The organism is Streptomyces sp. NPDC056160 (genome assembly GCF_042268205.1).
Taxonomy (GTDB): domain Bacteria; phylum Actinomycetota; class Actinomycetes; order Streptomycetales; family Streptomycetaceae; genus Streptomyces.
On the sequence record NZ_JBHJUW010000002.1, the window covers coordinates 112,186 to 133,577 of the forward strand.

Below are 21,392 nucleotides of genomic sequence, written 5' to 3' on the forward strand. Positions count from 1 at the left end.
CCGCGCGATCCGCCGGCCGGGCACGGGGTGCTGTCCGTGCCCGCGGGAAACCCGACACGGAAACCTGTCACGCTTTACCCAGTGCTGGGACGTTTCCGCGCCTGGCGGTACGTTTCCGCTGAGCGAATCCATCGCCGGGAGCCTTCCGGAAGGCAGCCCTCTGGCCTCTTTCTTATGGCACGCTAGCACGAAGCGGAACCTGAGGTACCGCGCCTCTTGCGACCTTCACGCGGATGAGTGGACGTCCAGATCCCCTGTTTGCTGATGTTCCGGGCAGGACACTTTCCCGGGTGACGGGCGGAGGGATTTCGTGGACTGTTCTGAAGAGTTCAATCGTTCAAAAGAGTTCCAGCGGGAATTCTCCTGGGATGTCATTGCCGGCCACCGCGAACGCCTGATGCGGCTGGTGCGCCGCCGACTTCCGAACGCCCAGGACGCGGAGGACTGCGTACAGGAGGCAATGCTCCGGGCCGCCGCGCACGGAAACCTGGACCGGGAGCGGATCGGCCCCTTTCTGACGTCGGTCGCCCTGCGCCTGTGTGTCGATCACTACCGTGAGCAGGAACGACGTCGTCGGCTGCTGCGGCGTGCCGCTGATGCGCGCGCCCCCGAACTGCCCGACGAAGGGGTCTGCGACCAGGACTTCGGGCGCTGGCTGCTCGGGCAGGTCGACCTGCTGCGCGGCCGGGAGCGCCAGGTGGTGCTGGCCCGCGCCCAGGGGATCTCCACGCTTGAATTCGCGCGGATGCACCAGATCTCGGTGAAGGCCGCAGAGGGAGCCTTCACCCGGGGGCGGGCCCGGCTGCGCCTGGTGTGCGCCCGCGCGCTGGACGGTGCAATGGCCTGAACCATAAATGATCGCGTGCGATCGGCGACACGTTCCGTGGATTTCGCGAGTTCCGTGAGTGCGGCGGCCGGTGGAATTCACGAGAATAATCCCTCTGGTTGAGGGATCGTATTTCGGGGCTCATCGATCGGGCTCCATGAAAAATCAACTCCGGATTTCGGGGGACTGTTCCTCTGGGCTCCGTGAGGCACATGAAAGGGAAGTGGCCGTGGCGAAGAACAACACGCAGGACACCATCAAGGACCTGATCGGGGACATCGCCGACAGCACGAAGAAGGCCTTCGACGAGATCCTCGACCGGAAGGACGACGACCGCAGCGCCCTCGACTGGCTCGGCCCGGTCAACCCGTACCAGGCGCTCACCGGCCTCCCCGGTGACGTGCTCCGGACCGTCAGCGCGCTCTCCGCCCTCGGCGGGGTCGCCAACCCCGTCGCGGCGCTGGCCAGTGCCGCCAACGCCGCGGCCGGCGGCAACCCGCTCGCCGCGCTGACGGGCGCCGCGGGCAACCCGCTCGCGGCGCTCGGCGGCGGGGGCGCCAATCCGCTGGCCGCGCTGACCGGCGTGGCGGGCGCCGCCAACCCCCTGGGCGCCCTCACCGGCGGCGGCAACCCGCTCGGTGCGCTCGCGGGCGGCGGTAACCCGCTCGGTGCGCTCGGCCAGGTCGCGGGCGGCGCGGCCTCGGCCGTGTCCGGTGCGGCGGGCATGGCCGAGGGGCTGGCCGCGCTGCCCGCCCAGCTCGCCCAGCTCACCGAACTCGTCGGCAATCTGGCGAGCGTGCTGGAGAACGTCCAGAAGGTCGCGGGACCGCTCGCCGGCGTGAGCACGCCGGCCGCCCGCAAGGCCACCTGAGCCCGTCCCGGCTCCCGTGCTCACCGGGCGGAAGCCCCCTCCCGCCCGGTGACCCCTCACAGGACCGACGCGATCCGTCCGGGACGTCCCGGACATCCGCCGGGACGTCCCGGACATCCGCCGGGACGTCCGTCAGACATCAGGAGGATGTGGCACATGAGTGCCCCGCTCGGCAGCCGGCTCCGGCTGGTGGTGAAGGTGCTGGGAAGCCTCGTCACCGACGAGGTCGGCCAACTGGCCCGGACCAGGCGGCAGTTCGGCCGGGAGTCCCCGCCCGTGGGGACGTCCTCCGAGGGGGAGGGGGCCCGCCGTGCGCGAGCGGTCCGCCAGGCCCTGGAGAGTCTCGGCCCCTTCTACGTCAAGCTCGGGCAGATCCTGTCCACGCGGCCCGACATGGTGCCCCCCGCCATGATCGCCGAACTCCAGAACCTCCACGACCAGGTCGACGTCCAGCCGTTCTCCGTCTTCGAGCCCGTCCTCGAAGCGGAGCTGGGCCCGGACTGGAAACTCTGCTTCGACGACGTCGACACCACCCGCCCGCTCGGCGCCGCCTCGCTGGCCCAGGTGTACCGGGTGCAACTGCCCGGCGGGCGGCCGGCCGTCGTCAAGGTGCAGCGCCCCGGCATCCGCGACACCGTACGCGCCGACATGGCGCTGATGCGCAAAGCGTCCCGGATCCTGGCGCGCACCGCGCCCCGCTTCAACGAGGTCATCGACGTGGAGGCGATGCTCGACTCCATCTTCGACGCCATGGAGCCCGAGCTGGACTTCACCGGCGAGGCCCGCAACATGGACGAGGCGCGCGAGAACATCCGCCGCTACCCGACCCTGGAGGTGCCCCGCGTCGTCCACGCCACGCCCAAGGTGCTGGTGCAGTCGCTCGCGCCGGGCACCTCCGTCCGCCACGCCGACCGGCGCGCGTTCAGCGACCGCGAACGCATGGACATGGGCAAGGACCTGCTGCGGTTCATGTACCGCGGCTACTTCGTCGACCGGATGTTCCACGCCGACCCGCACGCGGGCAACGTGTTCGCCCGGCCGGGCGGTCCGGCCACCCTCATCGACTGGGGCATGGTCGGCCGGCTCGACCGGCGCACCAGCCTGCGTCTGCTGCCGCTGCTGATGTCCATCGCCCAGAACGACGGGCACGGACTGGCCTGGGCCTGGGCCGACATGGGCCGCGTCACGGCCTGGTCCAACCTGCCGGCCTTCGCCTCCGACATGGCGGCACTGGTACCCAAGGTGGCCACGGCGTCCCTGGAGGACATCAACTTCGGGGTGTCCCTGACCACCGTGCTGGAGAAGGCCACACGACGCGGCATCGGCTCCGCGCCGTCCATCTCGCTGCTGGGCAAGTCCTTCGCCAACCTCGAAGGCTCGGTGCGCTGCCTGGCGCCGGACATCGCCCTCGCCGAGGTCTTCAAGTCCGAGGTGCGCGGCATCATCGTCTCCCTGCTGCGCGAGTACTTCTCCCTCGACCAGGTCGCCCGCAACACCATGGACCTGCTCACCGCCGTGACCTCGGGCCCCGAGCAGTGGCGCGGGGTGCTCGCGGACGCCGCCAACCGCCGCTTCGCCCTGCAGGTCAACGAGCCGTACACGCCCTCCTCCCTGGGCGGCCAGCGCCCCTGGTCGCCCTCGCGCGGCCTGATGGCCCTGGGCGCGGCGGCCCTCCTGCTCGACCGCCGCCGCGCACCGCGCTGAGCCGCGCCGCCATCCCGCTCCGCCGACCCGCAGCGCTGCCGGCCCACTCACCGCCGACCCACTGACCCGCCGCCCCACCAAGCCGACCGACGCCGCACACCCCGCCGACCCGAGCGTCTGCCGGGCCGTTCGCCGGTCGCCCCCGACCTCGCCTGCCGAACCGGCCCGGCGGGCCGGGCGCCCGGACGGCCGGTGCCCCGGCGCCGCCGCACGTCCCGGCGAACCATCCGTGTGCGCACCCTCCGACGAAGGATCTCGACCGATGCCCATGCTGCTGCCGCACGACGACACCCCCCACGAGACGGAGTCCGCCTCCGCCAGGCTGGACGGCGTCTCCGGAACGGCCCTGTGGACCGTGCGGATGCGTGCCCAGGAGTCCGCCCGCGCCGACGCCCTCTTCGACGACCCGCTGGCCGCCGAGTTCCTCACCCGTGCCCGTGAGGTGGGCACCCCGCCCGGCAGCGGGCTGCTCCAGCAGGTGCTCCCGGACTGGCTGGCCGTGCGCACCCGGTTCTTCGACGACCACCTCCTCGCCACCACCCGCGCCGGCTGCCCGCAGGTGGTCCTGCTGGGCGCCGGGCTCGACACCCGCGCCCACCGGCTCGACTGGCCCGCTTCGGTCGACCTCTTCGAGGTCGACCTGCCGGCCGTGCACGCCTTCAAGGAACGCATCGTCGCCGCGCACACGCCGGCCGTCGCCCGGCGTGTCCCCGTCCCCGCCGACCTCCTCGCCGACTGGTCCGGCGCGCTGCTGGCCGCCGGGTTCGACCCCGAGCGGCCCACCGCGTGGCTGTGCGAGGGGCTTCTCTTCTACCTGGCGCCCGAGGCCGTGGACCGCCTGGTCGCCACCGTCGGCGAGCTGTCCGCGCCCGGCAGTTCGCTCGGCGCGGAGTGCCTGAACGCCGACGCCGCCGACTCGCCCTTCGTCCGGCCCTGGCTGGAGGCCCTGTCCGGCTCGGGCACACCGTGGGTGTGGCACCTCGCGGACGCCGAGCACTGGTGGGGCGAGCGCGGCTGGGACGCCCAGGTGGCCGACCTGCTCTCCCTGCCGTACGCCCTCGAACGCTTCGCACCCCACCTGGCCGCTCACCCGGGCCTGGAGAAGCAGAGCATGCTCCTGGTGACCGCCACCCGGCCCGCCGGCGGGCGGTGAGTGCGATGGACGGTCACAACCTCTGCCAGACACCGACCACCTACCGGCTGCTGCGCCTGGAGTACCTGCTCGGACTCCTCGTGGCCGCCGGGTTCTTCCTGGCCCACCTCGCCGAGGTCCGCTGGTGGGTCGCCGCCGTGCTCTTCCTCTACGTCGACCTGATCGGCTACCTGCCGGGCGCCGTCGCCTACCACCGCAGCCCCGACCGGCGGATCTCCCGCGTCTACTACGTCCTGTACAACACCATGCACAGCCTGAGCGTGCAGGGCGCGGTCCTCGGCGCCTGGGTGCTGGCGCACGGCTGGGAATGGGCGCTGCTCGTCCTGCCGATCCACCTGTTCGGCGACCGCGCCCTGTTCGGCAACTTCGTCAAGTCCTTCACCGTGTCCTTCGAACCCCGCCCGCACCCCTCGGTGCAGTCCGCGCTGCGCGACTTCGCGTCCGTGCCCTGGCACCAGGCGGCCACCCGATGAGCACCCGGCAGGCCCGGCAGCCGTCCCCGCGACCGCAACCGCCGCAGTCCCTCGCCGACGACGAGGCCTACGGCATGCTGCGCCGCCACGCCGGTCACAGCAGCGCCTTCCTCGCCCTGAACGCGGGCAACCGCCGCTTCCGCACGGCCGGCGTCGACGGCTTCGTCCCCTACCGGGAAGGCGGCCGGCGGCACCTGTTCCCGCTGGGCGGCCCGGTCTGCGCCGCCGACGACCGGGACCGGCTGCTGACCGCCCTGCTGGAGCGGGCCGGGAGCGAGGGCCGCCGGGTCACCGCCGTCCAGCTCCCGCGACCGGCCGCCGAACTCCACGCCCGGCACGGGTTCACCGTCAACCAGTTCGGCGCCTCCTTCAGCATCCACCTCGACGGATACAGCCTCGGCGGACAGCGCATGGTGAAGGTGCGCAACATGGTCAACCGGGCCCGCCGCGAAGGCGTCACCGTCACCGAGGTGACCGCCGGCGAGCGCGCCGACCCGGAGGTCACCGCGGTCCTCGACGCGGTCGACCGGGCCTGGCTGCGCGACAAGGGCCGCCACGTGAAGGAGCTGGACTTCCTCATCGGCGAGCGCGGCGGTCCCGGCGCACCGCACCGGCGGCTGTTCACCGCCCGCCACGCGGGACGGACGGTCGCCTACGTGTCGTACTCGCCCGTCTTCGGCGAGCGCGGCGGCTGGCTCTACGACCTGACGCGGCGGCTCCCGGACGCCCCGCCCGGGACGGTCGAGATGGTCTTCGCCACCGCCTTGCGCCGCTTCCAGGACGAGGAGTGCGCCTGGCTCCACCTCGGCTTCACCCCGTTCGTCCAGCTCCGGCCGGACGCGTGCGCCTTCGGGCCCACCAGCGGCGTGCTGCGGCGCTCCCTGGAACTCCTCGCCGCCAAGGGGCAGGCCATCTACCCTGCGGCCACCCAGGAGTCGTTCAAGCTCAAGTGGCGCCCGCAGCTGATCGAACCCGAGTACCTGGCCTTCCAGGGCGGGGTCACCCCCGGCGCCGTGTGGCGGCTGATGCGGCTGACCAAGGCCGTGTGACCCCCGCCCGGCACACCCTCACCGCCCGGCACACCCTCACCGCCCGGCGCGACCGAAGCACCCCTTGCCGAGCGGCGTGGCCGAAGCACGCCCCTCGCCGGACAGACGCGACCGCCGCACGTCCTCGCCGACCGGCACGACCGAAGCACGCCCCGCCGACAGCCACGACCGGCACATCCCTCGGCAACAGGCACGACCGAGCATGAGCAGAAAGGCAGAAATGACCACATCCGTCGCCCACGGCCCGGCCCGCACCACCGCGATCCCCGCGGAGGCCGACCGGCACCGCGCCCCCAGCCTCCTCGACGGCGCGCTGCACGCCGACCTGACCCCGGAGGGCTGCGACCTCGGCTACTGGTTCCGCGCAGTCCCCGACGGCACCCTCGCAGGGGACCCGATGGGCCGCACCCCTGACATCACCGTGCCCGAGCACATGCTGTGCGAAGGACCGCTGCGGCAGGCCGTGATGCAGGAACTGGCCTTCCGCTCCATGGCCGAGGAGAAGGCGGCCCGCGCCATCTCCTACCTGGTCGCCCACGCCCCCGACCTCAGCGGGATGGACTTCTACACCACCCAGCTGATGGACGAGGCCCGGCACGCCTACGCCTTCCGCGGCCACCTCCTGGAACTCGGCGTCGAGGAGAGCGACCTCGAAGCCACCATGGAGGAACTCGCCGGCGCCGACCGGGACGCGGTCCTCGCTCCGCTGGAGGAGTTCGGCCTCGAAGTCCTGCGCGACCAGCGGGACTACATCGGCGGTGTCATCACCCTGACCGTCCTGGTGGAGGGTGTCCTCGCGCCCACCGCGGAACTCAGCGAACGCAAGTGGCGGCCCTTCGACCCCGCCGCCGCCCAGATCGAACGGGCCGCCGGCATCGACGAGATCCGCCACCTGTCGGTGGGCACCACCATCGTCCGGCGGCACCTGGAACGGCACCCCGAGGAGCGGGAACGGATCGGCGACCTCATCGCCCGCGGCACCGGGCTGTGGTCCGGGCTGCCCGTGCGCGAACTGACCCTGCGGCGCGAGCAGCTCTACCAGCAGGGCCTCGAACAGCACCGGGACATCGCCGGTGACTACGAGGTGTGGCCGGGCCGCCGGCTGGCCGACACCACCGCCGAGGAACGGATGGTGACCGCCGCCGAGTGGGCCGAGACCACCCAGCGGGCACGCCTCGCCGACATGGGGCTCGCGCCGTGAGGAGGCCCCCGCATCCTGCACGACACCGAGAACGAAAGGGCTGGTGGCACCCCCATGACCGACATCCCGGCAGTCGACTCCGCACCGCGTGAACCGGGCGCGGCGGAGGAGGACTTCCGCGAACTGACCCGGCGCGTCACGGCAGCCGGACTGATGAGCCCCCGCAAGGGGCAGTACGCGGCCGCCATCGTCACGGTGTGGCTGATGAACGCCGCAGGCTGGGCGGCGCTCGCGCTGAGCGACGGCAGTTGGTGGCGGGCCGCCCTGGCCGCAATCTGGCTGGCGGTCTGGCACGAACAGCTCGCCTTCCTGCTGCACGACGCAGGCCACCGGCAGATCAGCCGCTCCCAGAAGACCATCCGCGCGCTCGGCCTGATCCACGGCAACCTCATGCTCGGCGTGTGCTTCGGCTGGTGGGTGCAGCACCACAACAGGCACCACAACCACCCCAACCACCTGGAGCTGGACCCCGACATCCTGCGCCGGGTCGCCATCTTCGCGCCCGAACAGGCCCAGCAGCGCACCGGGTTCGCGCGCTTTCTCGCCGCCAACCAGCGCTACCTCTTCTTCCCGCTGCTCGGCCTGGAGTCGGTGGTGCTGCGCATTGCCGGGGTCATCGCCCTGCGCCGGCGCGCGGTGCGCAGGCCCTGGCTGGAGGGCGGCCTGATGGCCCTGCACGCGGTGCTCTTCTTCGGTGCGCTGTTCTGGCTGCTGCCCTGGCCGAGCGCCCTGCTCTTCCTCGCCGTGCACCAGGTCCTGCTCGGCTACCTGCTCGGCCTCGCCTTCGCCGTCAACCACAAGGGGCTGCCCACCCGCACCGGCGGCGAGTGGAGCTGGCTGGAGCGCCAGGTGCTCACCTCCCGCACCCTGCCCACCGGCCTGATCGGCGACTTCTTCTACGGCGGTCTCAACTACCAGATCGAGCACCACCTCTTCCCGGGCATGCCGCGCTCCGCCCTGCGGCACGCCTACCCCCTCGTCAAGCAGTTCTGCGCCGAGCGCGGCATCGCCTACACCGAGACCGGGGTCCTGGAGTCCTACCGGGACCTCTCACGCCACCTGGGTTCCGCGAGCGAGGTCCTGCGCTCCGGCACCGTCACCGCCTGACACCCCACCCGCGTACGCGTCCCCGGCCCGTACGCACGCCGTACACACACCGCAAGAGAGGAACCAGCGGATGAAGACCACTCGGACCGCCACCACCACACCCTCGGCACACCGGCCCAGGCTGCGCAGAGCGCTCCTGCCCGCCGCCCTGCTCGCCGGCCTGGGCCTCCTCGCCCCGGCCGCCGTCGCCGCTCCGGCCGCCGCCCCGGCACGGGCCGCCGCCCCCACCGCGGCAGCGGACCCGGGCCCCGTCCCCGACCTCGTCTGCCGTCTCGACGCCGAAGTGAACTTCAGCCCGCCGCTCGGCCTGCTCACGCGGGAGGCGCAGGTGACCGGGCACATCGGCTACCGCGACTGCCGCTCGCCCGACGGCGCCGCCCCCGAGCTGACCGACATCGTCTTCCACGTCTTCGGCACGGGCCGGTTCGGTGCCGTGCCGGTGCCGACGTTCTCCGTGGAGGGCACCGGCCGCGGCACCTGGAACACCGGTGAGGAGGGCTCCCTCTACTTCAAGGGCGAGCTGAAGAAGGGCAGTCCGGTGCCCGACCGCACGGTGACCAGCGGCCCGCTGGCCGGCGACGGGATCAACGGCCTGCAGATCCCCGTGCCCCGCTTCGACAAGATCGACCCCAACGGGGTCGCCGGGTTCGACGTGGTCGGCCAGGTGTGCTTCTGGAACGGCGAGAAGGGCCGGTGCACCGCGTACTGAACCCCTGGACACAGGGAAGTGGGGTGAGACCCGTGGGGGCCTCACCCCACTTCTTCGTGCTCCGGACCGCTCAGCCGTCCAGAGCGCGGAGCATCTCCCGCAGCACCACGGGGTCGTACGGCATCGCCATGTGCGTGGTACGGCTGTCCGGGGAGAGTTCCTGCAGGCACAGGTTGGTGACCTCGTGGTCCGGCTCGCTGGGTGTGAGCCGCTGGGACGTGGGCGGCTGGACCACCTCGTCCCGCGTGGACCAGATCACGGTGTACCGCACCCCGGCGACGGTGTCGCCGGACGACGTCAGCTCGCGCACGAACTCCGAGTCGTGCAGCAACTGGACGAACGCCGGGCTGACCCGGAACAGCAGCTCCTCCTCGACGATGTCGCGCACGCCGACCGCCTGGCGCACCAGGGCCGTCAGGCCCTCGACGGTGACCCCGTGACTGCTGGGCGCGATGCCCACCACCCGGCGCACCTTGCCCGCGCCGCCGAGGGACTTCAGGTAGTAGAGCGGGATCATCCCGCCCTGCGAGTGGCCGACGAGGTCCACCTGGGCCGCGCCGGTGTCGGCGAGCACCCGGTCGACGAACGCGGCCAGCTCGCGGGTGGACAGGCGGATGTCGGCGAGGCCGTACAGCCTGGGCAGGGTCGGCAGTTCTCCGTAGTTCAGCCGGAAGACCCGGTGCCCGGCGGCCTTGAGCGCCGGCACGGCCTCCCGCCAGACGTACTGCCGGTCGCCCAGCGTGCCGTGCACGAGAACGACGGGGCACGGGCGCTGGGCGTCCGGGGGGCGGCCCCAGTCGTCGGTGGCGGCCGCTGTGTCGAAGGCAGCGGCGACTCCGTGGCCCGCGGCGGTGGCGTTGCCGGAGAGCCGCTCGGGCGAGCGGGTGAGTTCGGTCCGCGCGTCGTCGGCGTTGACGCCGGGGAGTGGGGGGAGTGGGGGGAGTGGGGGCAGGGACATACGACCTCCTAGGTCGGTCATGGGGGTGAGCGGATACGCGGACGCCCGGCCGGTGGAGCAGATGGCCGGGCGTCCTTGCGGAGGAGAACGGTCAACTTTCCTCGGCCCGAAGTGGGAGAGAGGCGAGTGGAAGAGAGGGCAATGGCGGAGACAGGAGTGGTGGGGAGGGGAGCGGTGGGGAGGGGAGCGGTGGAGACGGGACAGGTGGGGAGGAGCGTGGCAGAGAGGTGAGTGTGTGGAAGGCCCGGTCGTGCCACAAGAGCGGCCGGCCGGAACCGGCCTCCACGGCCCGCACCCGGCCGACGACCGCGTCGTGGTCGCCGTACCGGCGTACGTCCTCCACGAGACACACCGACCAGGCGAGCGCCTCGGACACCACCGGCACACCGAGCACCTGCCGTACCGGCACCCCGCGGAACCGCGCGGTGGGGGACAGGGCGGGGTCGGCGAAGCGCTCCGCCACCCCGCGCTGCCGGTCGGTGAGGAAGCTGACGGCGAACTCGCCGCGCTCCTTGAGGGCGGTCAATGTCTGTGAGCCGCTGCGCAGGCAGGCGAGCAGCAGCGGGGGCCGGGCCGAGACGGAGGTGAGGGCCGAGACGGTCATCCCGGCCGGCCGGCCGGCGGCGTCGAGCGCGGTGACCACGGTGACCCCGGCGGCCAGCCTGGTGTAGAGGCCGAGGCAGCGCAGGGCGTCGGGACCGGGTTCGTCGCGCAGGGTGTCCCAGCTCGCGGTGGGCGATGCTCCCGGGGTGGGCGGGGCCAGGGCGAGTTCAGCCACGGACGGGGGCCGCCGTCCGTGGCAGCGGGACCGCGGGTGCCGAGGTGACGGAGCCGAGCAGTCCGCCCAGGATGCGCTCGATGTTGGTGCGCAGGGTCGACTCGGCGACCGGGTCCAGCATGTCGGCCAGTGTGGGAATGCCCAGGTCGAACCCGGCATCGAAGGTCACGACGGTGCCCGAGCCGGCCGGCGCGCACCGCCAGGTGCCCTCGAAGACCTCGAAGTCGCCGCGCAGTTGGGTGAAGCCGAGGGTCAGGCGTTCCGGATGGAACGAGTCCCGCTCCGACCACCGCATCAGGCCGTTGCGGAAGCGCACGGTCCAGTCCGACACCACCGTGCCGTCGGCGCCGGGCGGATGCACCACCACCTCGCGCACGGTCTCGGTGACGTCCGGGTAGCGACGGAAGTCGCGGATCCGCTCGTAGGCGGCTTCGGGGCTCACGTCCTGGGCGTTCATCCGTACGGTCACACGACGCATGGGGATACCTTTCGTGACTTTCGTAGCTTTCATGGCTTCGGGAGAGAGGAGACGGGAGAGAGGAGACGGCAGAGAGGAGACGGCAGAGAGGAGACGGCAGAGAGGAGACGGCAGAGAGGAGACGGCAGAGAGGAGAGGGGAGACCGGAGGTCAGAGAAGGGGAGGAGCCAGAGCGGGAGGGGCGGCGTTCAGCCGAGCCGGGCCGCCACCGCGTGCAGCGCCTCGCTCAGGGCGGTGAGGAAGAGCCGCAGCTCCTCGTCGGTGACGACCGCCGGCGGGGTCAGACGCAGCACACGGCCCGCGTTGAGGGAGTGGTTCACCAGGACGCCGCGCCCGACCAGTTCGAGGATCAGCTCGCCCACGGCCTGCTCCGCGGCGAACTCCAGCCCGACCAGCAGGCCGCGCCCGCGCACGTCACGGACGAGACCGCCCGTGAACGGCGTACAGGCGGTGCGCGCACCGTGCAGCAGCCTGAGCCCGAGCGCGCGGGCCCGCCCGGGAACGTCCTCGCGTTCCATCGTCTCCACGGCGGCCAGCGCGGCCGCGCAGGCGAGCGGCGAGGCCGCGAAGGTGGAGGTGTGCAGGTAGGGGTCGCGCGAGAAGGGGGCGTAGGCCTCGTCGGTGGCCACCATGGCGGCGACCGGCACCACCCCGCCGCTCAGGCCCTTGCCGACGAGCAGCACGTCGGGGCGGACGTGCTCGGTGTCCACGCCCCACCACGAACCCAGCCGCCCGAGACCCGTCTGGATCTCGTCGACGATCAGGAAGGCGCCGTGCATGTTGCACATCCGTCCCACGTCGGCCAGGTAGCCGGGCGGCGGGATGCGGACGCCGCCCTCGCCCTGCACCGGCTCGACGATCACACAGGCCCGTTCGCCGAAGCGGGCGAGCACGGCCGCCAGGGCCTCCCGGTCCCCGTACGGCACCGCCGAACTGTCCGGCAGCAGCGGGCGGAACGGATCCTGGTAGGTGGGGTTGGCGGTCGCGCTGAGTGCGCCGAGGGTCTTGCCGTGGTAGCCGCCGACGGTGCTGACCAGCGCGGTGTGCCCGTGGGCGCGGGCCAGCTTGAGACCGGCCTCGGTGGCCTCGGCGCCGGAGTTGACGAAGTGCACCCGGTCCAGGCCGAGGGGTGTGTGCGCGGCCAGCGCGGCGGCGGCGCGGGCGGCGACCGGCTCCAGGAACACCCGGGTGGCCAGTGGATGGGCGTCGATCTGCCGGTGCACGGCGGCGGTCACCGCGGGGTGCCGGTGGCCGAGGATGAAGACGCCGTACCCGCCGAAGTCCAGATAGCGGCGGCCGTCCGCGGTGTGCACCCAGGCGCCCTCGGACGCCGTCTCCACCATGCCGCCCAGCACCTCGCCCAGCACCGCGCGGCCGGCGGCCAGGTGCTCCCGGTAGAGGCGGGCGGTGTGCGCTTCGTCGACGGGGAGGTCCGCGCGCGGCTCCGCCGACGGCTGCCCCGGCGCTTCGCGGGCTTCGACGGTCGGGGGTACTTCCGCTTCTTCGCGTGCCTGCGCTTCTTCCCGGACCGCCGGCTCTGCCGGGTGCTGCGGCTCTGCCGGGTCCTGCGGGTCTTCCGGGCGAGGGGCCGCTACGGCGGTGGGGAGCGCCGTCATGACGCCAGCTCCCTGGGTGCCGAACCCTCCTGGAGAGCGGGCCGGGTCCGCCGCTGCCGCCGCGGGCCCGCGGGACCGGCCGCCCAGGCGGTCAGGTTGCTCAGCAGCGCCCGGCGCAGGTCGTCCTTGGTGACGGCGGTGCCGCAGTGCGGGGAGCCCAGCGAGGAGTCGAAGGGCAGGGCGCGCTGGAAGACCAGCAGCAGCTCCGCGTACGTCTGGAAGCGGCGCCGCAGAGACTCGGGGAAGGTCGGGCCTTCGATGAGCGGGAGCAGGAGCCGGTGCACCGACTCCACCGGGATGAGCCGCGGGGGGTGCGGGCGGGGCCCGTAGCGGTCGGCGAACTCCAGGCAGACGTCGACGACTTCGCATTGCAGGAGCGCCTCCGCGCCGGCCGTCAGCCAGTACTCGCCCTGGGTGACGCCGCCGCGCAGCAGGTCGCCGATGGCGCGGGCGACGAGGTCCTGGGGCACCATGTCGATGCGTGCCCCGGGTTCTCCGGGCAGCACCGGGACCTGGCCCTTCACGATGGCGCCCAGGGCCCGGGTCAGCCCCTGGGCTCCCGCGATCCGCCCGGTGACGGAGTCGCCCATCACCACCGAGGGGCGCAGGATCGTCGTCGGCACCGGCGCCTCGCGCACCGCCTGCTCGGCCGCCGTCTTGGAGGCCAGGTAGGCGGCGGCGCCGGGGAAGCGCCGCTGCTCCTCGGCGGCCAGCGGGTTGGCCACGAAGGCGGTGCTGATGTGGTGCAAGGGTGCCTGGGCACGGGCGGCCAGATCGAGCATGGTGGCGGTGCCGTCGAGGTTGGCCCGCCAGATCGCCTCGGGTTCGGCCTTCCAGTTGGTGGCCGCGGCGGAGTGCACGACGACGTCCACGTCGGCGGCGAGGCGCGCGAACTCGGCGCGGGAGAGGCCGAGGCCCGGCTCCAGCAGATCGGCGCGGACCTCTTCGACCCGGGGGTCGTCCACGGGCGTGCGGTGGCGCAGGCAGATGATCCGGAACCCGGGCGACAGCTCCTCGATGAGTGCCCGGCCCAGGACGCCGGAGCCCCCGGTCAGCAGGAGCACCGGGCGTCGGGTCGGCGGTAGATGAGGCATGCGGAAGATCCCCTCGGTCGGAGGCAGGACGGTGGCGGAGGACCGCGGTCCGGGCCGGGCCGTGACAGGTCGGCGGCACAAGGAACGGAAGAGCGGCGGCAGAGCGGTGGAGAAGCAGCGGCAAGGCAGGCCGGGGCACCGGCCGGGCGGTGGCAGAGCACAGCAGGGCGGTGCGGTGGCCAGGTGGTGGGCAGTCGGTGGCCGGGCCTGGCGTAGTGAGGGCTCAGGCCACGGTCAGCGTCCCGTCGGACAGGTACGCGGCCAGGGGTCCGGTCATCCGCGACCGGGACGGCGGGTGGAGGGCGAGACCGTTGGTACAGGCGGCGAGGTAGCCGACCTCGTCGGACGTCATGAAGTTGAGGCCCCCGAGGAGTTCCACCGCGCGCGGGACGATGCGGGACAGGGCGTCCTGGACGCCGTAGCGGACGTAGAGCGATTCGGCCAGCGTGGACTCGTCGGGGGTGCTCTCGTCCACGCGGCGCGCGAGTCCCTCCACCGCCGCGGCGGCGCTCTCGGTACTGATCAGCAGGGCGACCCGTTCGCTCTCGGGCACCCGGTCGTTCAGCAGCACCCGTTCCACCAGGCCGCTGGCCGCACCGAGGTAGCTGCCGGTCATCAGCAGCTCGAACCAGACCAGGCCGATCGTCTGCACCTCGTCCAGCCGGGCGCCGGGCGGGCACGCGGTGCGCACCATGAGGTCCGTCGGCACCAGCACCCCGTCCAAGGTCACCTGGTCGCTCTCCGCCCCGGCCAGGAAGCCGCTGGACCAGAAGCCGCTGACACTCAGGCCCTCGCTGGCGGCGGGGACCAGGGCCACGGCCAGCTCCTCCCCTTCCCCGTCCTCGCGGGGCACCAGCACGCTGGCGGTCAGCAGGTCCATGGAGCGGGCCAGGCTGCACGGCCGCTTCACGCCCGTGATCCGCAGCCCCTGTGGGGTCGCGGTGGCGGACATCGACGGCGACAGGATGCCGGCGCCGCTGCGTCCCTCGGCGAACCCGGAGGCCATCAGCTGGTTCTCCGTGGCGACGGCCTGGACCAGCATCCACTCCAGGCCCTCACCGGCGTTGCTCAGGCCCACCAGGGTCGCCATCGAGAAGTGGTGCATGGTCGTCGCCACGGCGAGTGAGGGCGAGCGGCTGCCGAGGGCGCGCTGCACCCGTACGGCGTCCAAGGCGGAGGCCCCCCGTCCCTGGAGCGACGCCGGGGCGAGCAGCCCCGGTCCGCCGCTGTCGCGGAAGAGCCCGATGCCCGGGCTGCCGGGCCGTTCGAGGGTCATCAACGGCACGGCGCGCAGGCTGTCGTCGAGCCCCGGCAGCAGTTTGGTGAGGGCCGCGCGTTCACGGTCCAGGAATCTCATGTCGTCCCCTGCTCCTTGGTTCGCGGGCGCTGCCGGCGGCGACGGTTCACGGTGTCGCTGTCGTGGCAGCGTCACTTGTGTTTACGCGCGGGGCGCGAGGACCCCTCGGGGCGAAATGGGGTGACATGAAAGGGAGCGTGGGAGAGGCGACGGCCGGCGGGGGAGGGCGCGGTGGGGCAGGGGGGATCGCGGGCGGGCTTCTCAGGTGCCGGGCGCACCGACGCGCAGGCCGTCCATGACGAGGTCGAGGAGGCGGCTCGCGCGGGCCTGCCAGTCGCCGTGCGGGTCGAGCTGCCAGATGCCGGCGATGGCGAGGACGAAGTCGTCGGCGCTGACGCCGGGCCGGATGGTGCCGGCCTCCTCCGCGGCACGGAGCAGGAGATCGGCCGCGGTGGACAGGGAGGTGTGTCCCGGTTTCGACGGGCTGCCGGGTCCGCTGGTGGCCTGGCGGATGGCGTCCGCGAGCCCGGCCTTGGTCATCGCGAACCGGGCCAGTCGGTCCATCCACTCCCGCAGTGCCCGGTCGGGGGGCCGGCACTCCAGCAGCTCGGCGGCGCTCTCGGAGACCTGCTGCATCTCGTGGCGGTAGATCTCCAGGACGAGTGCCTCGCGGTTGGGGAAGTTGCGGTAGAACGTCCCCTGCCCCACGCCCGCCTTCCTCGCGATCAGGCTGAGCGGGGCGTCCGCGCACCGGGTCAGCTCGGCCACCGCCACTTCCAGGATGGTCTCGCGGTTGCGCTGCGCGTCCGAGCGCAGAGGCGTGTGCTTCTTCTGCTGCACTGGTCCTCCGTTCGGGTGCGTCGCCGACCCGGCCTTGCTAAGCGGACAGCTGTCCGGTAGATTTTTCGATAGCGGACAGCTGTCCGCTTGATGTCCACTCTAGCGGTAGCCAGTGCTTTTTCGCCACGTACAGTGCCCCTCTTCCTGCTTCCGGACTCCTTGCCCCGCATCGCCCCGTTTTCCTGATCCGTCATCGGTCATCCGTCAGGGCGATGCCCGACTCTCTCGACGTGTTTCCGCCGCACATGCGAAAGAAGCTGATCATGGACCCAGCCACCTCGTCGACATACAGCCCGATCACGTTGAACATCAACGGCGAGAAGCATGCGCTGACCGTCGACCACCGCACCACGCTGCTCGACGCGCTGCGCGAGCGGCTCGATCTGACCGGCACCAAAAAGGGCTGTGACCAGGGGCAGTGCGGTGCCTGTACGGTGCTCCTCGACGGCCGCCGGGCCGTGGCGTGCCTCCAGCTGGCGGTGGCGGCCGAGGGGCGTGAGATCACCACCATCGAGGGCATGGCCGAAGGTGAGCACCTGCATCCGGTGCAGCAGGCCTTCCTCGACCTCGACGGCTACCAGTGCGGCTACTGCACCCCCGGTCAGATCTGTTCCGCCGTCGCCCTGATCGAGGAGCACGCGGCAGGCTGGCCGAGCGCCGTGACCGATGACGTGCGCCCCGAAGCGGGCCCGCCGCCGCTCACGCCCGAGGAGATCAAGGAACGGATGAGCGGCAACCTGTGCCGCTGCGGCGCGTACGCGTCGATCGCCCAAGCGGTCGCCCGGGCCGCCGCGACCGTGCGACCCGACGCCGGCGCGTCGGCCGCGGAGAACAAGGAGGCCGTGGCATGAGGGAGTTCGGTTACGAGAGGGCCCAGGACATCGCCGGCGCCGTCGCACTGCTCGACGCCGACCCGGACGCCCGATTCCTCGGTGGCGGCACCAACCTCGTCGACCTGATGAAGACCGGCATCGAGCGTCCCACCCGCCTCGTCGACGTGCGCGAACTCCCCCTCGACGGCATCGAGGAGACCGAGGACGGAGGACTGCGCATCGGTGCCACGGTCACCAACAGCGACCTGGCCGCCCACCCCGAGGTGCGCCGCCGCTATCCGGCTCTGACACAGGCGGTGCTGGCCGGCGCCTCGGGACAGCTGCGCAACATGGCCACCGTCGGTGGCAACCTCCTCCAGCGCACCCGCTGCGGCTACTTCACCGACGTCACCCGGGCGTGCAACAAGCGCGTCCCCGGCAGCGGCTGCCCCGCGGTCGAGGGCGAGCACCACAACCACGCGATCCTGGGCGCCTCCGAGCACTGCGTGGCAGTCCACCCCTCCGACATGGGCGTGGCCCTGACCGCCTTCGACGCCGTCGTCTCCTACCGGACGGCCGACGGACCGGGCAGCCTGCCGCTCGCGGACTTCTACCTGCCCGTGGGCGACACCCCCCACCGGGAGACCGCCCTGCCCCCCGGAGCGCTGATCACCGGCGTCACACTGCCGGCGGCCCCGGTCGCGCGCACCTCGCGCTACCGCAAGGTGCGCGAGCGCGCCTCCTACGCGTTCGCCATCGGCTCGGTGGCCGCCGCACTCGACGTCCAGGACGGTCTCGTGCGCGAGGCACGCCTGGCCTTCGGCGCGGTCGCCTCCCGCCCCTGGCGGGCACACGCGGCCGAGCGGGCCCTCACCGGGGCACCGGCCGACGCCGCCGCCTTCGCCGCCGCCGCGGACGCCGAGCTGGCGGCGGCCGCCCCGCTGCCCCACAACGGATACAAGGTGGCCCTCATGCGCAACCTGGTGGTGGCCGTGCTGACCGAACTCGCCGAGGAGGCCGCCCGATGACCACCGCCACCGGAACACGTACGAACGTCCAGGGCTCCGTCGGCACCGCGCACACCCGCGTGGAGGGCCGCGACAAGGTCACGGGAGCCGCGCGCTACGCCGGCGAGATCCCCTTCGCCGACCTCGCCCACGGCTGGCTGGTGCTGTCCACCGTGGCCCGCGGCCGGATCCGGTCCGTCGAGACCGCGCCCGTCCTCGGCATGCCCGGCGTCCTCACCGTCCTGCACCACGGGAACGCCCCACGCCTGGACACCGACTTCATCGGCCTGCTGGGCACGCCGCCCGACCCCACCTGCGCCCTCTTCCAGAACGACCGGGTGTCGCACCTGGGTTGGCCGGTGGCGCTGGTCGTCGCCGAGACCTCCGAGCAGGCCCGGGAGGCGGCCGAGGCCCTCGTCGTGCACTACGAACAGGAGCCCCACGACACCGATTTCACCGCCGACCGCACCGACGCCTACGCGTTGGAGGGCCATATGCCGGCAGTGGTCGAGAAGGGCGACCTGGACGCCGAACTCGCCGCCTCCGCCTTCGCCCTGGACCAGGAGTACACCACCCCTGAAGAGCACCACAGCATGATGGAGCCGCACGCGGCTACTGCTCTGTGGGACGGCGGGCGGCTGGAGGTCGTCGACTCCAACCAGGGCGCCACCTGGGTCGTCGGCGAACTGGCCAAGCTGTTCTCGCTCGACCCGTCCGCCGTGCGGGTGCGCTCCGAGCACGTCGGCGGAGGCTTCGGCAGCAAGGGCGTGCGCGTCCACCAGGTGGGCGCCGTGATGGCCACCACCGTTCTGCACCGCCCGGTCCGCGTGGTTCTGACCCGCCGTCAGATGTTCTCGCTGACCGGCTACCGCAGCCCCACCGCGCAGCGCGTCAGGCTCGGCGCGGATGCCGACGGACGCCTGCGCGCGCTGGAACACCTGTCCCTCAACCAGACCTCTGCCGTCCACGAGTTCGTCGAGTCGTGCGCCGCCCCCTCGCGGGTGATGTACGACGCCGACGCCCACCACACCGCCCACCGGATCGTACGTCTGGACGTACCGACCCCGACCTTCATGCGCGCGCCGGGCGAGGCCCCGGGGTCCTTCGCGCTGGAGTCGGCGCTCGACGAACTGGCCGAGAAGTGCGGCCTGGACCCCATCGAGCTGCGCCGGCGCAACGAACCGGAGCGGGGCCCCGCGTCCGGACTGCCTTTCAGCGGCCGCAACCTGGAGGCCTGTTTCCACGAGGGCGCCCGCCGGTTCGGCTGGGCGGACCGGGACCCGCGCCCCGGCGTGCGCCGCGAGGGCCGCTGGCTGCTCGGCACCGGCATGGCCGCCGCGTCGTTCCCCTCCGGAGCCGGGCCCTCCACGGCGGTCGTCACGGCCGAGGCGGACGGCACCTTCACGGTGCGGATCGCCGCCGCCGACATCGGCACCGGCGCCCGCACCGCACTGGGCCTCATCGCCGCCGACGCCCTGGAGACCACACCGGACAAGGTCCGGGTGCGGATCGGGGACAGCGACTTCGGACCGGCGATGATCGCCGGCGGTTCCATGGGCACCCGCTCCTGGGGCTGGGCGATCAAGATCGCGGCCCGTGAGCTGTGGGAGCGGCTGGCGCTGGGCTCCGACATCCCGCCGGAGGGCATCACGGTCCGGTCGGACACCACCGAGGCCCTGGGCGCCCTCGCCCGCAAGGAGCGGCACTCCTTCGGCGCGCAGTTCGCCGAGGTCGCCGTGGACGTCACCACCGGCGAGGTCCGGGTGCGCCGGATGCTCGGCATCTTCGCGGCCGGTAAGATCGTCAACCCGCTCACCGCACGCAACCAGCTGGTCGGCGGCATGATCTGGGGCATCTCCATGGCGCTGCACGAGGAGGCGGTCCGCGACCGGGCCAGCGGCGGCCTCTACGGCGCCGACCTCGCCGGCTACCACGTCGCGACGCACGCCGACGTACCGTCGCTCATCGAGGCCGACTGGGTCGACGACCCGGACCCGGAGGACCCGGTCGGGATCAAGGGCATCGGAGAGGTCGGCGTCGTCGGAGCGGCGGCGGCGGTCGCCAACGCCGTCTGGCACGCCACCGGCGTCCGCCACCGCCACCTGCCCATCCGCCCCGACCGTGTCCTGCGGGCGGCCGCAGGGGAGCCGCATGCTTGACATCGCGGAGGAACTGCACCGCTGGATCGAGGAGGGGCGCGCCTTCGCCGTCGCCACCGTCGTGGCCGTAGGCGGCAGCGCGCCGCGCGGCCCGGGCGCGGCCCTCGCCGTCGACAGCGAGGGCACCGTCATCGGCTCGGTCTCCGGCGGCTGCGTGGAGGGAGCGGTCTACGACCTGTGCCGCCAGGCGCTGGAGGACGACACCACCGTCCTCGAACGGTTCGGCTACAGCGACGAGGACGCCTTCGCCGTCGGACTGACCTGCGGCGGGATCATCGACATGATGATCACCCCGGTCGCGGCGGACGCACCCGTGCGGACGGTGCTTCGGGCCGCGCTGTCGGCTGCTGTCCGGGGCGAGCCGCTGGCCGTCGCCCGGATCGTGCGCGGTCCGGACCACCTGCTCGGCGCGACGGTACTGGTCCGTCCGGACCAGCGACCGGACGGGCCGGGCGGTCCGGACGCAGGTGCGGACGGGAGGGACGAGGGTGCGGACGGCAGCGGATTCGACGACCATCCGGAGGCGGCCCGTACCGCGGTGGCCGAGGCCCGGGCTCTGCTGGAGGCCGGCCGCACGGGGACGGTGGAACTGTCCGAGGACGGCTCCCGCTGCCCCGGCGGTCTGACCCTCCTCGTCGAATCCACCACGCCGCCGCCCCGCATGATCGTCTTCGGGGCGGTGGACTTCGCCGCGGCCCTGGTCAGAGCGGGCAAGTTCCTCGGCTACCACGTCACGGTGTGCGACGCCCGGCCCGTCTTCGCCACCCGGGGCCGCTTCCCCGAGGCCGACGACATCGTCGTCGACTGGCCGCACCGCTACCTGCGGGACACCTCCGTCGACCGGCGCACGGTGCTGTGCGTGCTCACCCACGACGCCAAGTTCGACATACCCCTGCTGACGGTCGCGCTGCGGATGCCGGTCGCCTTCGTGGGCGCGATGGGCTCGCGTCGCACCCACGAGGACCGCCGACGCCGGCTGCGCGAGGCAGGCGTGAGCGAGGAGGAGATGGACCGCCTGCGGTCCCCGATCGGCCTGGACCTCGGCGCACGGACGCCGGAGGAGACGGCCCTGTCGATCGCGGCGGAGATCGTCGCCGCCGGTCGTGGCGGGACGGGTGCCCCGCTGACGGGCTCCCAGGGCCCGATCCACCACGACCGGGCCCGGCCGGGAGGCACCCGGGCGGCGTGACAGCCCGGGCGCCGCGAGCAGGCAGGACATCGCGTCGGACAGGACATCGCGTCGGACAGGACATCGCGTCG

20 protein-coding genes are annotated in these 21,392 nt (G+C 72.7%); 13 read left to right on the plus strand and 7 right to left on the minus strand.

Annotated elements, in window-relative coordinates; all coding sequences use genetic code 11:
• Window positions 1-310: 310 nt before the first annotated feature.
• From ACFC02_RS01345 to ACFC02_RS01385, 9 genes are all read left to right on the plus strand, one after another.
• Complete coding sequence (locus ACFC02_RS01345) at window positions 311-847, plus strand: sigma-70 family RNA polymerase sigma factor (protein WP_360970384.1); 537 nt, start codon at window positions 311-313, stop codon at window positions 845-847.
• Between the two features lie 208 nt (window positions 848-1,055).
• On the plus strand, window positions 1,056-1,697 hold the full coding sequence (locus ACFC02_RS01350) for a hypothetical protein (RefSeq protein WP_376350521.1): 642 nt from the start codon (window positions 1,056-1,058) through the stop codon (window positions 1,695-1,697).
• A gap of 156 nt (window positions 1,698-1,853) precedes the next feature.
• Window positions 1,854-3,401, plus strand: a complete 1,548-nt coding sequence (locus ACFC02_RS01355) for an AarF/UbiB family protein (RefSeq protein ID WP_360970388.1) — start codon at window positions 1,854-1,856, stop codon at window positions 3,399-3,401.
• Between the two features lie 262 nt (window positions 3,402-3,663).
• On the plus strand, window positions 3,664-4,554 hold the full coding sequence (locus ACFC02_RS01360; protein ID WP_376350524.1) for an SAM-dependent methyltransferase: 891 nt from the start codon (window positions 3,664-3,666) through the stop codon (window positions 4,552-4,554).
• Window positions 4,555-4,559: 5 nt separating this feature from the next.
• On the plus strand, window positions 4,560-5,027 hold the full coding sequence (locus ACFC02_RS01365; RefSeq protein WP_376350527.1) for a hypothetical protein: 468 nt from the start codon (window positions 4,560-4,562) through the stop codon (window positions 5,025-5,027).
• On the plus strand, window positions 5,024-6,076 hold the full coding sequence (locus ACFC02_RS01370; RefSeq protein ID WP_376350530.1) for a phosphatidylglycerol lysyltransferase domain-containing protein: 1,053 nt from the start codon (window positions 5,024-5,026) through the stop codon (window positions 6,074-6,076). Before ACFC02_RS01365 ends, ACFC02_RS01370 begins: the two co-directional genes overlap by 4 nt.
• A 220-nt stretch (window positions 6,077-6,296) precedes the next feature.
• The gene (locus tag ACFC02_RS01375) at window positions 6,297-7,277 is read left to right on the plus strand and encodes a VlmB-like protein (RefSeq protein ID WP_376350533.1); all 981 of its coding nucleotides are present in this window, start codon (window positions 6,297-6,299) and stop codon (window positions 7,275-7,277) included.
• 54 nt (window positions 7,278-7,331) lie between these two features.
• Window positions 7,332-8,384: a fatty acid desaturase family protein gene (locus ACFC02_RS01380; protein WP_376350536.1), complete on the plus strand. Its 1,053-nt coding sequence runs from the start codon at window positions 7,332-7,334 to the stop codon at window positions 8,382-8,384.
• 70 nt (window positions 8,385-8,454) lie between these two features.
• Window positions 8,455-9,093, plus strand: coding sequence for a hypothetical protein (locus tag ACFC02_RS01385; protein WP_376350539.1), 639 nt, complete (start codon window positions 8,455-8,457; stop codon window positions 9,091-9,093).
• A gap of 70 nt (window positions 9,094-9,163) precedes the next feature.
• On the opposite strand, the gene ACFC02_RS01390 is transcribed toward ACFC02_RS01385, so the two are convergent.
• The 7 genes from ACFC02_RS01390 to ACFC02_RS01420 form a co-directional block, all read right to left on the minus strand.
• Window positions 9,164-10,051, minus strand: coding sequence for an esterase/lipase family protein (locus tag ACFC02_RS01390; RefSeq protein WP_376350541.1), 888 nt, complete (start codon window positions 10,049-10,051; stop codon window positions 9,164-9,166).
• Between the two features lie 91 nt (window positions 10,052-10,142).
• Entirely contained in the window at window positions 10,143-10,829 is a 687-nt protein-coding gene (locus ACFC02_RS01395; protein ID WP_376350543.1) for a flavin reductase family protein, read from the minus strand.
• Window positions 10,822-11,307: an SRPBCC family protein gene (locus tag ACFC02_RS01400; protein ID WP_360970405.1), complete on the minus strand. Its 486-nt coding sequence runs from the start codon at window positions 11,305-11,307 to the stop codon at window positions 10,822-10,824. Before ACFC02_RS01400 ends, ACFC02_RS01395 begins: the two co-directional genes overlap by 8 nt.
• Before the next feature lie 188 nt (window positions 11,308-11,495).
• A complete protein-coding gene (locus ACFC02_RS01405) occupies window positions 11,496-12,923 on the minus strand; it encodes an aspartate aminotransferase family protein (RefSeq protein WP_376350547.1) in 1,428 nt (475 codons plus the stop codon).
• Complete coding sequence (locus ACFC02_RS01410; protein ID WP_376350550.1) at window positions 12,920-14,017, minus strand: SDR family oxidoreductase; 1,098 nt, start codon at window positions 14,015-14,017, stop codon at window positions 12,920-12,922. Before ACFC02_RS01410 ends, ACFC02_RS01405 begins: the two co-directional genes overlap by 4 nt.
• A gap of 223 nt (window positions 14,018-14,240) precedes the next feature.
• Window positions 14,241-15,374, minus strand: a complete 1,134-nt coding sequence (locus tag ACFC02_RS01415) for an acyl-CoA dehydrogenase (protein ID WP_376350553.1) — start codon at window positions 15,372-15,374, stop codon at window positions 14,241-14,243.
• A 201-nt stretch (window positions 15,375-15,575) separates the two neighbouring features.
• The gene (locus ACFC02_RS01420; RefSeq protein WP_376350556.1) at window positions 15,576-16,154 is read right to left on the minus strand and encodes a TetR/AcrR family transcriptional regulator; all 579 of its coding nucleotides are present in this window, start codon (window positions 16,152-16,154) and stop codon (window positions 15,576-15,578) included.
• A gap of 263 nt (window positions 16,155-16,417) precedes the next feature.
• Between ACFC02_RS01420 and ACFC02_RS01425 the strand changes: the two genes are divergently transcribed.
• From ACFC02_RS01425 to ACFC02_RS01440, 4 genes are read left to right on the plus strand one after another with little or no spacing between them, the layout of a single operon-like run.
• Window positions 16,418-17,005 (plus strand): (2Fe-2S)-binding protein, encoded by a 588-nt coding sequence (locus ACFC02_RS01425; RefSeq protein WP_376350559.1) that lies wholly within the window; start codon window positions 16,418-16,420, stop codon window positions 17,003-17,005.
• Entirely contained in the window at window positions 17,002-17,994 is a 993-nt protein-coding gene (locus ACFC02_RS01430; protein ID WP_376350562.1) for an FAD binding domain-containing protein, read from the plus strand. Before ACFC02_RS01425 ends, ACFC02_RS01430 begins: the two co-directional genes overlap by 4 nt.
• Complete coding sequence (locus ACFC02_RS01435; RefSeq protein ID WP_376350564.1) at window positions 17,991-20,132, plus strand: xanthine dehydrogenase family protein molybdopterin-binding subunit; 2,142 nt, start codon at window positions 17,991-17,993, stop codon at window positions 20,130-20,132. The genes ACFC02_RS01430 and ACFC02_RS01435 overlap by 4 nt, the downstream gene beginning before the upstream one ends.
• Entirely contained in the window at window positions 20,125-21,321 is a 1,197-nt protein-coding gene (locus tag ACFC02_RS01440) for an XdhC family protein (protein ID WP_376350567.1), read from the plus strand. The genes ACFC02_RS01435 and ACFC02_RS01440 overlap by 8 nt, the downstream gene beginning before the upstream one ends.
• Window positions 21,322-21,392 lie beyond the last annotated feature (71 nt).

Bases quoted from the DNA above. Each gene is read 5' to 3' on its own strand.
- ACFC02_RS01400 (WP_360970405.1), bottom strand. From the start codon at position 11,307: ATGCGTCGTGTGACCGTACGGATGAACGCCCAGGACGTGAGCCCCGAA.
- ACFC02_RS01405 (WP_376350547.1), bottom strand. From the start codon at position 12,923: ATGACGGCGCTCCCCACCGCCGTAGCGGCCCCTCGCCCGGAAGACCCG.
- ACFC02_RS01380 (WP_376350536.1), top strand. From the start codon at position 7,332: ATGACCGACATCCCGGCAGTCGACTCCGCACCGCGTGAACCGGGCGCG.
- ACFC02_RS01365 (WP_376350527.1), top strand. From the start codon at position 4,560: ATGGACGGTCACAACCTCTGCCAGACACCGACCACCTACCGGCTGCTG.
- ACFC02_RS01370 (WP_376350530.1), top strand. From the start codon at position 5,024: ATGAGCACCCGGCAGGCCCGGCAGCCGTCCCCGCGACCGCAACCGCCG.
- ACFC02_RS01385 (WP_376350539.1), top strand. From the start codon at position 8,455: ATGAAGACCACTCGGACCGCCACCACCACACCCTCGGCACACCGGCCC.
- ACFC02_RS01410 (WP_376350550.1), bottom strand. From the start codon at position 14,017: ATGCCTCATCTACCGCCGACCCGACGCCCGGTGCTCCTGCTGACCGGG.
- ACFC02_RS01430 (WP_376350562.1), top strand. From the start codon at position 17,002: ATGAGGGAGTTCGGTTACGAGAGGGCCCAGGACATCGCCGGCGCCGTC.
- ACFC02_RS01435 (WP_376350564.1), top strand. From the start codon at position 17,991: ATGACCACCGCCACCGGAACACGTACGAACGTCCAGGGCTCCGTCGGC.
- ACFC02_RS01440 (WP_376350567.1), top strand. From the start codon at position 20,125: ATGCTTGACATCGCGGAGGAACTGCACCGCTGGATCGAGGAGGGGCGC.
- ACFC02_RS01390 (WP_376350541.1), bottom strand. From the start codon at position 10,051: ATGTCCCTGCCCCCACTCCCCCCACTCCCCCCACTCCCCGGCGTCAAC.
- ACFC02_RS01360 (WP_376350524.1), top strand. From the start codon at position 3,664: ATGCCCATGCTGCTGCCGCACGACGACACCCCCCACGAGACGGAGTCC.
- ACFC02_RS01375 (WP_376350533.1), top strand. From the start codon at position 6,297: ATGACCACATCCGTCGCCCACGGCCCGGCCCGCACCACCGCGATCCCC.
- ACFC02_RS01355 (WP_360970388.1), top strand. From the start codon at position 1,854: ATGAGTGCCCCGCTCGGCAGCCGGCTCCGGCTGGTGGTGAAGGTGCTG.
- ACFC02_RS01415 (WP_376350553.1), bottom strand. From the start codon at position 15,374: ATGAGATTCCTGGACCGTGAACGCGCGGCCCTCACCAAACTGCTGCCG.
- ACFC02_RS01425 (WP_376350559.1), top strand. From the start codon at position 16,418: ATGGACCCAGCCACCTCGTCGACATACAGCCCGATCACGTTGAACATC.